We start from the raw sequence: 13593 nt of genomic DNA on the forward strand, positions 1-13593 counted from the left end.
GGGGAGGATCGGCAAGTGAAGGTGAATATTCGGCTGTGGGCAAAAAAAGGGCTCATTTACGTTATCGCGATTGCATTAACGATCGTTGCCGTGCACCTGTATCAAGAGCGGGAAACGAATAAGTACATTCACACGTATAAACGTGCGGGTGGGGACAAAGTTTTGAGCGATATATCAGATACGTACAAATCGGTCATCGAACACTATTCGAATTACAAATTGAGCCGAGAGACGAAGGCGCGCATGATTAAACGGTTGGAAAAACTGCGGGGCGAGTTAGAAGAAGTCGATCGCCAAATAAACAGGAGGCGGCCGATCGCGCACAAGATAAATTTTACTTACGTGTTTCACGATATGAAACTCGTGCGACTGTCCTTGTCTGACACGACGAAGGACGATATCGTGCCCGTTATCGTTTTACATGCAAACGAGGGGTTGAAGGAGCTAGAGAAGGAGATCACCTATATCGAATTCCGGTGACTAGCGGACAATCGAGGTGAGTGCACTCTGCTCGGCGAGTTTGTGGGTGAACCGTTTATTCAACGGAAGGATTAAATGCGAGTTTTCGTGTGTGTGCATCCCGTGACGGTTAATGACGTCGACGTATCGTACCGAAAGTTTATAGTACTCTTGCGGCAACTTACTGACGAGTTCCGTTTTGCCTACCGTACGCATGTAATGGGGAGGGTGTGCGCGATGCGGCAGTTCGAACGGCGCAAGGCCGATAATGTCTTCCAATAAGACGTGATACGTCGTATGTGGTTTTTGGAAGATGAACGCCTCTGTCGTAAGTGTGTATTTGCGTTGCCTCTTCTTCTGTGAAAATAGGAGCTCGCCAGGTAGCGATTTAATGCGGATAAACTGGGAGTCGTCAGACATGTTCTTCCTCCTCATCGCGAGTCGAAAAATAGGCGTGGAGCGGCTTTTCGGCGAGCTCGGCGCTACTTTCGATGACGATCGCAAACGAAATATCTTTCATGACGAGTAAGTACTGATCGTCGTCTAGATGAAGCAGAGATAACGCGCCTTCGATACTGTCTACTTTGTGTACGGGCGACTGAATATCGCGCCCGTCAATGACGAGGCGCTGTTCGCGCGTTAATTGAATGGGGTTGTCCTTTAGTGCGATCCGTTTCATATGTCGTCTGCCTCCTCTTTTATCCGTCTACAATTGTCTACGATACAAGTTTCTCTCCTACAGTATTATAACTTATTTTCACGGAAAAGCTAACGGTTTACACGCCTCTACAACGAGAAGATGCGCCTCAATGCAACTTGGCTGCCGTAAATATTGCTGGCCGCCGCGATCCGACAATGTTTGACCAATTACGCCTTGCGACATCGTTCGCGTCACGCAAACCGATAAACAAAACTATTAGTTTATATTGCTATTTTCATATTTAACAAGCAAGTGTTTCACGGGGAACATCGCCCAACGGCAGTTATTTTTAACTTCCAACCTAAAAGAAGTCCCCCATTTCTATGCTTTATAGGACGTAACGTGTGGCTGATCCATACTATGTTATTGTATCATGCGATGGCGATCTTTCGACGTTCTCAATTGTGTGATTCGGCGATGTGCTCGGATCTACGGGAGATCACAGCCTTTGCTGTGCACGTTCTGTCATAGCACCATACCATAAGAGCAACGTTGTACAAGGTCGATCTGTCATAACGGGAATGTTACATGCCGTCATAGCACCTGTGGGTAAAGGAAACATGCCACTAATAGGAGCCTAGGATGACTGCAACAAATCCGGGCGAAACATCGCACTAAATTTTCATATAAATTAATTCCGGGCTCATCGGTGCGTGATCGCCGCGCTGTTCGTTTTGCTGTGCGCGAACTTGTCCAAGCTTGTCCAAACTTGTCCAAATCTGATTAAAATCAGTCCGATGCGCGAAAAATGCGTCGGATTGTCGAAAAAAAATCGGGATAGAAGGATGAGCGCCTCGCCCGCGAAAATGGCGACATCCGGGGCGGGCGCTCGGGGTGGCAGTTCACTTTTGTTCACCAGAAGAAAGGTCTTCTGTAAAAAGGGGGCACCAAGTACGGACCGCCATAATACGGTCCGCCGAAATACGGGTACGGGCCAAAAAAGGGGTATCCGGGGTAAAACGGAAAAATACTCGTTTCTGCCTGCTGTGCTACCTGGTTGGTCCACGATTGTCTGTACGGCGGCGTATACTGTCCTTGATACGGTTGCGTGTACGGCCCGCGGTACGGTTGTTGGTACAGCTCTTGGTACGGTTGTGTGTAGGGCTCGCGGTACGGTTGCCCAGAATCGTCCTGCGGGTACGCCCCTTCATAACCGTGGATGTTTAAGGTGCTTTCCGTATCGTCAGGGTGGCGAATCAAGCCCGGTTGAGCTGGTGCCCACTCTTTTTCTGAACTGGAAAACGAAGAATTCATGTCGAAACCTCCTCCATTTTTATTGCCCACCATAGCTTATGCAGTAGAGATTGCATAGGTACGTGTCACGCTTAAAATCGCTTGTCGCCGCAAAAAGCTGCCCATACATGCAAAAAAACACGCTTATGCAATTGCTAATTCGGCTTGCGTTTGCTAAATTGAAAAAAAGGCGAAGGAGAGATATGATGAAATTATTTTTATCCGTCGATATGGAAGGGATTACGGGTCTCGTTGACCCGACGTTTATCGATTCGTCGCGACACCATTACACGCGGGGACAGCACTTAATGACGGCGGAGGCGAACCACGTCATCGAGGCGGCGTTTGCCACGGGTTGTCAAGAAGTGATCGTGAACGACAGTCATTCAAAAATGAATAACATCATTATTGAACAGTTGCATCCGGAGGCAAAGCTCATCTCCGGAGATGTGAAACCTTTTTCGATGATGCAGGGGATGGACGATAGCTTCTCCGCGGCGGTATTTGTTGGCTATCACGCGCGGGCTTCAATGAAGGGCGTGCTCAGTCACACGATGATCTTCGGGGTGCGCAATATGTACATAAACGACGTGCTCGTCGGCGAATTCGGACTCAACGCGTATTTGGCCGGCTACTACGGCGTCCCGGTCGTCCTCGTGACGGGCGACGACGAAATCGCAAGAGAAGCCGCGCAGTTAATCCCGGGCATTACGGCGGCCGTCGTAAAGGAACAAGCGTCCCGCACGGCCGCGCTCTGCTTGTCGCCGCAAAAGAGTGGCGAGTTGCTGCGCGCGAAGACGGCAGAGGCGCTGCACAACAGAGGGAAGGTGCAGCCGCTCGTGCCGCCGGACAACCCGGTACTCAAAATCGAGTTTGCCAATTACGGGCAAGCAGAATGGGCGAGCCTCGTGCCACGGGCAGAAATCGAAGCTGGGACGACAATCGTCTCCTATGAAGCGAGAAATATGTTAGAAGCGTACAAAGCGATGATCGCTATGACAGAATTGGCCATGAAGGCGGCGTTTAGCTAGGCAAACGTTCCGGCAATAAAGCGCCTAGTCGTTCGCGCGATTCCTATCCGATTGTCATTCAGGATGGGAACCGCGCATTTTTTTTTGCAAAAAGCTATTGTCAAGCGGTCGTTTTCCTGTTAAAATGTCCATTATAAGAAAACATATGTACACACTGAGCGGACACAGACGATTGTACATATCGGGGAACCGGGTTTTCGATAGAGAAGGGATGGCTGGAAAATGCGCGTAATTGTTCAAAAGTTTGGCGGTACGTCGCTACGTTCGCCCGAACGCGTGCGTCATGCCGCGGGCATCGTCGCCCGCGAAGTATCGGAGGGACAGCGGGTCGTCGTCGTCGTTTCGGCGATGGGGGACGACACAGACCAGTTAATGGAAAAGGCAAAACAGCTGAGGTCCTGCCCACCGCCGCGCGAGCTCGACATGTTGCTCGCGACAGGGGAACAAGTATCGATGGCCCTTTTTGCGATGGCACTTCAGCAACTTGGCATTGGCGCTGTTTCATTGACCGGCTGGCAGGCGGGGATTGTCACAGACGCTGTCCATACGGAGGCAGAAATACGAGAAGTGGCGAAAGAGCGGATTTACGCGCGGCTGGCCGAAGGAAACGTCGTCATCGTCGCCGGGTTTCAAGGCGTAACGGAGGACGGGGAAATAACGACGCTCGGGCGGGGCGGTTCGGACACGACGGCGGTCGCCTTAGCTGCGGCACTCGCCGCGGAACGGTGCGACATTTTTACCGATGTGGATGGCGTGTTTACGGCGGATCCGCGCATCGTGCCCTCTGCACAGAAGTTGGCGTGCGTCGGATACGATGAGATGTTAACGATGGCGCACTTTGGGGCGAATGTCCTGCATGCGCGGGCTGTCAATTTTGCGAAAAAATATCGGGTGCCACTGTCCGTGCGGTCGAGTTTCCACGATGGAGCAGGGACGCGCATCGGAGAGGGCGGTTCCCGCGTGTGTGGTGTTGCTTGTAAAGGGCCATTGGCGAAAATAACGTTTGGCGATGTGGCGGATTTACCATCCGTACGCACTTTGCGGGCACATCTACTTGCAGCACTCCCTCGCTTATCGGTGCCAGACGACACACTACTCGTCGGCGGCGGTGCGAAAGAACTGACCGTTTGCATCGGTGCAGAGCACTTACCGCGCGCATTGGAAATACTCGAAGGCGAGCGGGAACTGTTACGCAACGCAAAGGCGCGTTATGAGCAGGGATGGGCGCAAGTGTCGCTCATCGGAGCCGGCTTATGCGACTGTGACCGGGATCAGGTACGCGCCGATGTATTGCGCTGTGTACGTAGCGTTCACGGGGACGCTGAACTGTTTAGCGCGACCGATTTGTCAATTTCGTGTATCGTTCCGGAAGAGAGTGTCCAGGAGGCGGCTGGCGCGTTACACCGTACATTCGGCCTCGAACGCGTCGCGGAGGAAAAGGTAGCCATCGTATAAGAGCGCCGTCGTGATCGTCTAACTAGGAAGAAAAACCCACTGTGCGGGGCGAACGCAACAGTGGGTTTTTTATTAGGCTGTCATATTGCCCGGCTTTACTTTGTCCGTCCCCCATACTTTGTTCAATGCGAAAGAGATCGCGAGTAACACGATTGTTCCCGCGGCGAGAGAGAGCAAAATAGAGTCTGTAAAGCCGAGGACGAGAAATGCGGCGATGCCTCCGATGCCAGCGGTAAGCGCGTAAGGTAGCTGGGTGTTGACGTGGTCGATGTGGTCGCACGAAGCGCCGGACGACGATAAGATCGTCGTGTCCGAAATCGGCGAACAGTGGTCACCGAAGATCCCCCCGCTAAACACTGCTGCGATCGCGGCGTACACGGAGACGTCTAACTGGTGTGCGAGCGGAATGGCAATCGGTAACATAATCGCGAACGTCCCGTAAGACGTGCCGGTCGTAAAAGCGATGATCGCCCCGATGACGAATAAGAGCACCGGGATAAATTCGGGCCAAGTCGTGCCTTGGACGATGGAAATGACGTATTTGGCTGTACCAATCTCTTTCGTCACGGCACCGATCGACCACGCCAGTGTCAAAATGACATAGACGAGCGTCATGCCTTTAATGCCGCTCATGTAAATGTCGATACCTTGGCGGAAATTGAATATTTTTTGTGACATGCCGAGCACGATTCCGACTGCACCGGCGATGAGCGCAGCGAGCGTAATTGCTAGTCCACCGTCTGCGTCGGCAATGGCAGTAAAGAGGTCTTTTGAAGGTGCACCGCCTGTCCACATATAACCGCCTGACCATAAATACATAATGGGAATTAGAATGAGAAGTACGGCGATCGGGATGACGATGTTGCGCAGTTTCGGAACGGCGTTTTCCAGCGGCCGAGCATCTGTAATTTCACTCGCGGAAGGTGGATTGGCTCCGTCGCGCATCAGTTTGCCCTCGGTGCGTGCCCGCCGTTCGGCGGTGGCCATCGGCCCGAACTCAAATTTGGACGAGATGACGAAAAGAACCATTACTAGTGCGAGGATCGCGTAAAAGTTATACGGGATCGTCTTTAAGTAAGCGATATATTCCGTGTCAGCGATGTGTAACGCCGCGAACTCTGTCCCGATGAGTCCCATGACGAATACGACCCAAGTCGAGATCGGTCCGAGCAAGCACGCAGGTGCGGACGTCGAATCGACAATGTAGGCCAGCTTTTCACGCGACACGCGGAATTTGTCGGTGACGGGGCGCATGACGCTGCCTACGGTAAGTGCGTTAAAATAGTCTTCGAAAAAAATAGCGAGTCCGAACAGCCACGTGGCAAATTGTGCGCCCATTGGTGATTTCACACGCTTGGCCACAGCTTCGGCGATCGCATAAGCGCCGCCCGTTTTTTGCAGTACGGCGATGAGACCGCCGAAAAAAGCGGCATACAGAATAATTGTCGCATTGTCTGGATCCCCAAGGCTTGGGGCAATAATGTTACTAAAACTCGTATAAAGCCCCGCAAACGGGTTCCAACCTTCGAGCATCGTCGCCCCGATCCATATTCCGGCAAAAAGTGAGGGAATGACATCCCTCGTAATCAAGGCAAGTACAATCGCTAACACGGGGGGAAGTAAGGATAAAATGCCAAAGTCGTCCATCTGCTAGCTCCTCTCTTACTGAGAATGCGCATAAACCGCAAACTGTGTACCCGCTTACAAAAAATAAACCTCATCGTCAGTATCGTTAGCATCAACGCGTCAGTATCGTAGCCTCAACATCGAAGCCTCAACGCGCATTAATAACGAGACTGCGCCCCTGATGCCACTCTCCACCCCATCCACCCTCCATCTCATCCACCCTCCATCCTATCCACCTTCAGTCCCGAGGGTCAGTGAATGTGTGTGGCGAACGAAAACTTAGACATTTTTCTAGAGGGGCAAATAACAATAGTTACCCAATTATGTCGCAGCCTTAGGGCAATGTCAACCGTTTTCTAGATCGGCAGACGTATGCTATAATCAAAAATGTAGAATATTTTAACTGACTTTTAGTCGAATGAGTGGCAGAATGAGTGGTCGAATGAGCGGAAGAATGAGTGGTCGAATGAGTGACTGAAAGGTAAGGTGCCAAACGACAAATGAAAGCGCTACGATTACAGTCCGACCGCGTCGGACAAATACCGCCGTACATGTTTGCCGAATTGAACAAGAAAAAAGCTGCGCTCTCCGCCCGCGGCGTCGATGTGATCGACTTAGGAGTGGGCGATCCCGATTTACCGACCCCTGCGCACGTGTTAGATAAGATGCGCGAGGAACTAAGCAAAATGGAAAACTCGCGCTATCCGAGCTATGTCGGTTGTACGGAGTTCCGCGAGGCCGTCGCTGCCTACTACGCGCAAAACTACGGCGTCACACTCGATCCGGATCGTGAAGTGCTCGCCCTGATCGGTTCGAAAGAAGGCATCGCCAACTTAATTTACGCACAAGTTGATCCAGGGGATTACGCCCTTGTACCCGACCCGGGCTACCCGGTGTATCGGATGGCGACCTTGCTCGCGAATGGACGCTATCATTCGTTACCGCTGCGGGCAGCGGAGGGGTTTCTACCGAATTATGAAGAGATCCCACCGGAAGTACTCGCTCAAGCGCGCATCTTGTTCGTCAACTACCCGAACAATCCGACGGCGGCCGTCGCCGACGAGGCGTTTTACGCGCGTACGGTTAACTTTGCCCGCGCGGAAAACATTGTCGTCGCCAACGACTTCGCCTACAACGAAATTGCCTTTAACGAGTACAAGCCGCCTAGTATTATGCAAATTCCCGGAGCGAAAGACGTCGCTGTCGAGCTCGGCTCGCTGTCGAAGACGTTCTCGATGACCGGGTGGCGCATCGGTTACATCGTCGGTAACCGCGAAGTGATTAAAGCGGTGGCCACGATCAAAAGTAACGTCGACTCCGGCCAATATACGGCCATTCAGCGTACAGCGGCGACGGCGCTAACTGGGCCGCGCGACTTCTTAGCACACAATTTGCGCGTATACGAGACGCGGCAACAGACGGTTTTGGAAGGGTTAAAGGCTTTAGGCATCGACGTTTCTCCACCGCGGGCCAGCTTTTTCGTGTGGGCGCCGCTTCCTGCTGGGGCGATCAGTTCGGCCGACTTTGCGGAAAAGCTTCTTACCGAGACGGGGGTCGTCGTGACGCCCGGGGCAGCTTTTGGCCCACACGGCGAGGGGTACTTTCGCCTCTCGCTGTCGCTGGCGACGGAGCGGTTGGAGGAGGCAATGCAGCGCATACAATCACTTGCGGCCAGAACGCGTTAGTTTATTCGTTTAATTTTCGGGAGAGCGTAGACGAGTTACGGTCGTTAGCTTGCCCGTTTTTTTGTGCTAAAATGAGGGGGAGCCAAGTCATATGTATTAGCACTACCGCGATGTGATCGGATACATTCGTCGCACGTCGTACACCCGATTTTTTGTGTGGGAGGGATCCTATTGCAAGACATACTATATAACGGACTCGATGAGCTGTACCAAGAAATGGTCGATATTCGTCGGTACTTACACCAACATCCGGAGCTGTCGTTTCAAGAAGTGGAAACACCGGCATACATTGCGGCATACCATCGAAAGTTAGGTCACGAGGTGCGTACTGGAGTCGGTGAACGGGGCGTCGTCGCCGTGCTTCGTGGGGCGAAGCCGGGGAAAACTGTGGCGCTGCGCGCCGACTTCGACGCGCTCCCGATTCAAGATGAGAAAGAGGTGCCGTACAAGTCGCAAGTTGCCGGTGTGATGCATGCCTGTGGCCACGACGGACATACGGCGACACTGTTGGTCTTAGCGAAAGTGTTGAACGGGCTAAAAGAGCACTTGGCCGGCAACGTCGTCTTTATCCACCAGCACGCGGAGGAAATGTCCCCGGGCGGCGCGATCGCCATGGTTGAAGACGGCTGTTTAGAAGGAGTAGACGCCATTTTTGGCACCCATTTGTGGGCGACGTTGCCGTCGGGCCACGTGTTTTACCGCTCCGGCCCGATTATGGCTGCGGCCGACCGCTTTGAGATCGAAATTGTCGGGCAGGGCGGGCATGGCGGTTCGCCGCACATGACGAGAGACGCCCTCGTCGTCGGCGCACAACTCGTCACGACGTTACAACAACTCGTCAGTCGCCGCGTCGACCCGATTGAGTGCGCTGTCGTCTCAATCGGCTCATTTCACGCAGGAAATGCATTCAACGTCATCGCCGACCGCGCCTACTTACAAGGAACCGCGCGCTCGTACAGTGCAGACGTGCGCGACCTCGTGGAGCGGGAAATTAGGCGCATCGTCGAAGGCACGTGCCTTTCTGCCGACGTCACTTACGACATGAACTACGTGCGCGGTTACCCGCCAGTCGTCAATCACGAGAACGAGACAGAGTTTCTCGCGACGCTCGCCCGCGCCGTTCCAGCAGTAAAAGGCGTGAGCGAAATTGCGCCACAAATGGGCGGGGAGGACTTCGCCTATTATTTAGAACACGTACCGGGAACGTTTTTCTTCACGGGTGCGAGGCATCCGTACTGGGAAGTCACCTATCCACACCACCATCCGAAATTTGACATTGACGAAGGGGCGATGCTCGTCGCAGCGCAGACGCTCGGCAGTGCTGCCTTGTCGTATTTGGCACAATAAGCTTAGGAGGTTGTCACGTTGTATACTTTACCGAGTAACGAACAACGCAAACGCATCTTGGAAGAAGCTCAAACAATTGCTGTCGTCGGTTTGTCCAACCGTCCCGAGCGCACGAGCTATATGATCGCCCAAGCGATGCAACAGAACGGCTACCGCATTATTCCGGTGAACCCGGTCCTCAAAGAGCCGGTGTTAGGGGAAGAGCCGTATGCGTCGCTCACCGACATCGAGGAGCCAGTCGATCTCGTGAACGTGTTTCGCCGTAGTGAGTACACGCCGGAAATTGCCACCCAGGCAGTGGAGATAAAAGCGAAAGTACTGTGGCTGCAGCAAGGTGTTTTCAATGAGGAAGCTGCCCGCATTGCCCGGGAAGGCGGCTTGGCTGTCGTCATGGATCAATGTATTAAAGTCGACCACGCGCTTTTTATCGGAAAGAAATAAATAGGTGCGTGTTAAAGTACTTACTGACAGTGTGAATGATATAATGATACAAACCGAAATGGCTCGCTCGTTTTAGCGCAAAGAACGAGGTGGTTCCATGGAGACGCTAAAACTGTCGGAAATCGTGAAGGCAATGGCGCCAGATTTATACGCGCTGTTGACGGAAGAAGAATTGGACGCTGATGTCGTTATTCACGGTGAGGTCGGGACGCTCGCACGGGAAGATGTGAACCGCATCATCGCTTCGGCGATTGAGCAAAACTTACAGACACCCCTTTGTTAAATGGGCAAAAACACCGCAGGATTGCCCCTGCGGTGTTTTTTTGAAAAAACGAGGCATGACTGTGCGACGACGGTACGTTCAGTTGTTACTTTGCGTTAGTTCTTCTGTCGTTTATAGCGCACTCGTCCCAACTGCCATTATCGAGAAAAATGCGTTTGTTCCAACTGCTGGTCATCTAGTTCAACGTTTCGTTTCCGCGATGTCCGCCTGCGTCGGTCAGTTGCCGAACGGGAGCGCGATTAACGTATGCCAGTCGTCCGATTGCACCGTGTGTTGTGCAATCCGATTCACGTGACGTTTGCCGCACCGCTGACACTCGTGTACAATTTGGTACCCTTTTTTCTTATGGCGTTTTAGGCCAACGGGCGCCATCAGTCCGCGGCAACGATTGCGCCGATCTCCCGGTACGTTGTCGACGTGTTTTGAATATAAACAAAACGGACAGTGGTTTCTGTAACTTCCATTCGATACGGGAAGTACTTGTCTCCCGCACGATTCACAATGAAAAGCTGTATTTTCTGTTTCCCTGCTCATACCCGCACCTCCACGATTTTTTGCAAAAAATCGGTAGAGGCAGGGTTCCGTATGCTCTTCCTAATACATCTTAGGTTTCAGGCTCGGTTAGCCGAGGGACACATTCACCGCGATTCCTCTCGGTTGGCGATTACTTCTCGTTCCTGCTTCATCCATGTCTTTCGACCAAAGAATCCGGACCACGACCAACTTTATGACTTTGTATTGGCCACTGTAGGGCGGGCATCCCCACCCTCCACGAGTAAGTGTCGACTACCCTCACTGACGTTTGGCGTCGTCCCCTAATGTGTATGTGCAGTGAAAGAAAAAAGCGAATAGCCCGTTAAACGGTATCGATCGTGTAACACAAGATCCTCCTTTTGCGCCGACAGCCATGCCAACCAATTGTAGCACACGAAAAGGCAAACGGCGGGGCTCACTTGACGATCATCCGCATGTGCATGGAACGACTTTTTTTGAAATCGTTATTTGTAATGGGTATGATCTAAGTATGAATAACGTATGAGTGCAAGCTAAGCGAGAGGAGATAGTCCTTTGACGAAAAAAACGTGGGTATGGATTACCGTTGGTTGCGGTATTTTGTTAGTTATCGGTTTAGTCGCCGGGACGCTAATCGTTGTTAAGTCCGGAGATGGCGGCAAAGTGGCCGGCGATTGGAAAGTCCGCATCGAGAAAGAGGGTGGTGCAGACCGCATTTTATTGCTAGGTGTCGACGGTGTGATCATGCAGAGTGAAGACGGAAGCCTGCTCGGCGCGGCAGGTACGAGCCCGTGGGAAGTGACAAACAAGTTGGAGCAAGCGGTGAAAGACAAAAGAATTAAAGGGATTGTCGTGCGCGTCGATTCGCCCGGGGGCGATGTCGTCGCCAGCGACGAAATTTACCACAAACTGCTGCAAGTGAAGCGCGAACAGAAGTTACCGATCGTTTTCTCGTTTGGCTCGACGGCCGCATCGGGGGGTTATTACGTTGCGACAGCCGCCGATAAAATATTTAGCAACCCGTTGACGCTAACGGGCAGCATCGGGGTCATTATGGAAAGCTACAATTTGAGCGAGTTGGCCGACAAAGTCGGTATAAAGAGCGTCGTCATTAAAAGTGGCAAGATGAAAGATATCGGTTCGCTGTTTCGCGAGATGACGAAAGAAGAGCGCGACGTCCTACAGCAACTAGTGGACGAGTCGTACGACCGCTTTGTCGAAGTGGTGGCGACGGGCCGCGACTTACCGGAAGCAGAAGTGCGCAAGATCGCCGATGGTCGCGTCTACACGGGACAGCAAGCGAAAAAGTTAAAGTTAGTTGACGAGCTAGGGACGTTAGACGACGCGATTGCGGAAGCAGAAAAAATGGCAGGGATCCGGGAAGCGACCGTCGTCAGTTACAAACAAGGCAGCAGTCTCCCGTCGTGGCTCGGCGTATTGGGCAAAGATCAGGGCTTGTCCGCCCAAGATCTGTTAGAGCGGAAGTCGCCGGGGTTAATGTATTTGTATACGACGGATTAAACGTCGTCAAGAGATCCGCAACTTGTTCAACAAACTGTCAAAAATATGTCGTTTATTGTCGAGTGGATCTGTGGTATATTATTAGTGTAAGCAAGATTGACCCTCTTGTTTACAAAGGTAGATGCTACCACGCTTCTTAACTCCTTTAATCTTGACCCTCTTTACATGCTTTTGGGCCGGACAAGTTGTCCGGTCATTTTTTTGTGTTGTTTTCTATTTTCATATGTTGGGCGTGGTCGGTTGTTTAACGCGTTTGTCCCCCAGCAGCTTTGCGGTAAGTACTGTCAACTGCCATTTCTTGGAGCTGTTCGAGTAGCGGCGGCACGTCGTACCAGCTCTGCACGCGGAAGACGTGCGGCGGTAGGACTCCTTGATTATACGGCGTGTCAAACAGAAAGACGGGGATCGCTAATGTTTCCGAGAGTTCACACGCGTTGTCGTAGCGGTCTTCGAAAAAGAGCTGTACCTCCTGTTTCCGTGCGGTAGCAATTTTATCGTGGGAACCGATTAAGTGGACGTCGTCGTACGGTAGCGCATGGGCATGAAGCCACTTGTATGTCACCTCGTAGTCCCTTTCCTCGCGCGCACTAATGAAGATCAGGCGGTGGCTTGCTGCGGCTAGCTCGGCGAGTACTTGTTTCGCATCCGGTTTGAGTGGTGCACTGGCGTATATTTTTTCATTGTTATTATAAAACCATTCGCCCATGACCGCCTCGGGAACGTCGTACAACAGATGGAGATCGTATTGCTCGACATCTGCTAGCGTGAAATTTTTGCTAAACGCTCGATTTAAGTGCGGCAGAAAACAATCGGGTTGTGTAATCGTTCCGTCAATGTCAATCCCTAAAATCAGTTGCCTGTTGTTTTTCCAGTTAGTCATTCTGTCTCCCCTCTCGTTTACAATGCATGGTGTCATATCGTCCATCGTTTCGCTGCCAGTTCGACGTCAGACTTAACGTCGTCGCACGACTAACGCGAAAGCGTAACATAATCCTTGGCACGATGTTTGCTAGTTGTTTGCTATATTCATCATACCACATACAGTCCCATGTTTTGTTTGCCTCCCGGAGTGATTCCGCGTATAATAAACATACAAGCGACGAAAGGACTGACTATTTGAGCAATGAGAAACTAAACCTATCCATTTCGCAAAAAAAAACGGGTTTTGATTCACTTGGTACAAAACACTCGTTCCGGATAGGTGACGTATGTCTTTTTTTGCTCATTGCTCATTGTTCGTATGCGGATCCCGTATAGCGCCGCCACGCGTGTGTTAATCGCGTTTGCGCCATACGTTTA

The 13593-nt window shown here is 51.9% G+C and carries 14 protein-coding genes; 8 read left to right on the forward strand and 6 right to left on the reverse strand.

Translation table 11 applies throughout. The features are described 5' to 3' along the window. Positions 1–15 precede the first annotated feature (15 nt). Positions 16–480 (forward strand): hypothetical protein, encoded by a 465-nt coding sequence (locus BN1247_RS00955; protein WP_054948702.1) that lies wholly within the window; start codon positions 16–18, stop codon positions 478–480. On the opposite strand, the gene BN1247_RS00960 is transcribed toward BN1247_RS00955, so the two are convergent. The 3 genes from BN1247_RS00960 to BN1247_RS00975 all read right to left on the reverse strand — a co-directional run bounded on the left by BN1247_RS00960 (position 481) and on the right by BN1247_RS00975 (position 2413). Further along, positions 481–879, reverse strand: coding sequence for a hypothetical protein (locus BN1247_RS00960; RefSeq protein ID WP_054948703.1), 399 nt, complete (start codon positions 877–879; stop codon positions 481–483). It abuts the gene before it with no gap. Next, positions 872–1138, reverse strand: a complete 267-nt coding sequence (locus BN1247_RS00965; protein ID WP_054948704.1) for a hypothetical protein — start codon at positions 1136–1138, stop codon at positions 872–874. Before BN1247_RS00965 ends, BN1247_RS00960 begins: the two co-directional genes overlap by 8 nt. An 873-nt stretch (positions 1139–2011) precedes the next feature. Then, entirely contained in the window at positions 2012–2413 is a 402-nt protein-coding gene (locus BN1247_RS00975; RefSeq protein ID WP_054948706.1) for a hypothetical protein, read from the reverse strand. A gap of 185 nt (positions 2414–2598) precedes the next feature. Between BN1247_RS00975 and BN1247_RS00980 the strand changes: the two genes are divergently transcribed. Further along, positions 2599–3423, forward strand: a complete 825-nt coding sequence (locus BN1247_RS00980) for a M55 family metallopeptidase (protein ID WP_054948707.1) — start codon at positions 2599–2601, stop codon at positions 3421–3423. Positions 3424–3645: 222 nt separating this feature from the next. Continuing rightward, a complete protein-coding gene (locus tag BN1247_RS00985) occupies positions 3646–4878 on the forward strand; it encodes an aspartate kinase (RefSeq protein WP_054948708.1) in 1233 nt (410 codons plus the stop codon). Positions 4879–4950: 72 nt separating this feature from the next. On the opposite strand, the gene BN1247_RS00990 is transcribed toward BN1247_RS00985, so the two are convergent. Next, positions 4951–6525: a Na+/H+ antiporter NhaC family protein gene (locus tag BN1247_RS00990; RefSeq protein ID WP_054948709.1), complete on the reverse strand. Its 1575-nt coding sequence runs from the start codon at positions 6523–6525 to the stop codon at positions 4951–4953. Between the two features lie 479 nt (positions 6526–7004). On the opposite strand from BN1247_RS00990, the gene BN1247_RS00995 reads away from it, so the two are divergent. The 4 genes from BN1247_RS00995 to BN1247_RS01010 all read left to right on the forward strand — a co-directional run bounded on the left by BN1247_RS00995 (position 7005) and on the right by BN1247_RS01010 (position 10260). Continuing rightward, the gene (locus BN1247_RS00995; RefSeq protein WP_054948710.1) at positions 7005–8189 is read left to right on the forward strand and encodes an LL-diaminopimelate aminotransferase; all 1185 of its coding nucleotides are present in this window, start codon (positions 7005–7007) and stop codon (positions 8187–8189) included. A gap of 171 nt (positions 8190–8360) precedes the next feature. Further along, positions 8361–9536, forward strand: coding sequence for a M20 metallopeptidase family protein (locus BN1247_RS01000; RefSeq protein ID WP_269432634.1), 1176 nt, complete (start codon positions 8361–8363; stop codon positions 9534–9536). A gap of 18 nt (positions 9537–9554) precedes the next feature. Continuing rightward, positions 9555–9977: a CoA-binding protein gene (locus tag BN1247_RS01005; protein ID WP_054948711.1), complete on the forward strand. Its 423-nt coding sequence runs from the start codon at positions 9555–9557 to the stop codon at positions 9975–9977. A 97-nt stretch (positions 9978–10074) separates the two neighbouring features. Next, complete coding sequence (locus BN1247_RS01010) at positions 10075–10260, forward strand: hypothetical protein (protein ID WP_054948712.1); 186 nt, start codon at positions 10075–10077, stop codon at positions 10258–10260. A gap of 216 nt (positions 10261–10476) precedes the next feature. On the opposite strand, the gene BN1247_RS01015 is transcribed toward BN1247_RS01010, so the two are convergent. Beyond that, positions 10477–10794, reverse strand: coding sequence for an RNHCP domain-containing protein (locus BN1247_RS01015; protein WP_054948713.1), 318 nt, complete (start codon positions 10792–10794; stop codon positions 10477–10479). Positions 10795–11328: 534 nt separating this feature from the next. Here BN1247_RS01015 and sppA point away from each other — a divergent pair. Continuing rightward, the gene (sppA, locus tag BN1247_RS01020; protein WP_054948714.1) at positions 11329–12294 is read left to right on the forward strand and encodes a signal peptide peptidase SppA; all 966 of its coding nucleotides are present in this window, start codon (positions 11329–11331) and stop codon (positions 12292–12294) included. 244 nt (positions 12295–12538) lie between these two features. Here the strand turns inward: sppA and BN1247_RS01025 are convergent, their stop codons facing one another. Next, positions 12539–13174, reverse strand: coding sequence for a 5' nucleotidase, NT5C type (locus tag BN1247_RS01025; protein ID WP_054948715.1), 636 nt, complete (start codon positions 13172–13174; stop codon positions 12539–12541). Positions 13175–13593: the final 419 nt, after the last annotated feature.

Origin of the sequence: Numidum massiliense (genome assembly GCF_001375555.1) — a bacterium.
In the GTDB taxonomy this organism is placed as follows: Bacteria; Bacillota; Bacilli; order Thermoactinomycetales; family Novibacillaceae; genus Numidum; species Numidum massiliense.

Bases quoted from the DNA above. Each gene is read 5' to 3' on its own strand.
- BN1247_RS00975 (WP_054948706.1), bottom strand. From the start codon at position 2,413: ATGAATTCTTCGTTTTCCAGTTCAGAAAAAGAGTGGGCACCAGCTCAA.
- BN1247_RS01025 (WP_054948715.1), bottom strand. From the start codon at position 13,174: ATGACTAACTGGAAAAACAACAGGCAACTGATTTTAGGGATTGACATT.
- BN1247_RS00960 (WP_054948703.1), bottom strand. From the start codon at position 879: ATGTCTGACGACTCCCAGTTTATCCGCATTAAATCGCTACCTGGCGAG.
- BN1247_RS01015 (WP_054948713.1), bottom strand. From the start codon at position 10,794: ATGAGCAGGGAAACAGAAAATACAGCTTTTCATTGTGAATCGTGCGGG.
- BN1247_RS00980 (WP_054948707.1), top strand. From the start codon at position 2,599: ATGAAATTATTTTTATCCGTCGATATGGAAGGGATTACGGGTCTCGTT.
- BN1247_RS00990 (WP_054948709.1), bottom strand. From the start codon at position 6,525: ATGGACGACTTTGGCATTTTATCCTTACTTCCCCCCGTGTTAGCGATT.
- BN1247_RS00995 (WP_054948710.1), top strand. From the start codon at position 7,005: ATGAAAGCGCTACGATTACAGTCCGACCGCGTCGGACAAATACCGCCG.
- BN1247_RS00985 (WP_054948708.1), top strand. From the start codon at position 3,646: ATGCGCGTAATTGTTCAAAAGTTTGGCGGTACGTCGCTACGTTCGCCC.
- BN1247_RS01010 (WP_054948712.1), top strand. From the start codon at position 10,075: ATGGAGACGCTAAAACTGTCGGAAATCGTGAAGGCAATGGCGCCAGAT.
- BN1247_RS00965 (WP_054948704.1), bottom strand. From the start codon at position 1,138: ATGAAACGGATCGCACTAAAGGACAACCCCATTCAATTAACGCGCGAA.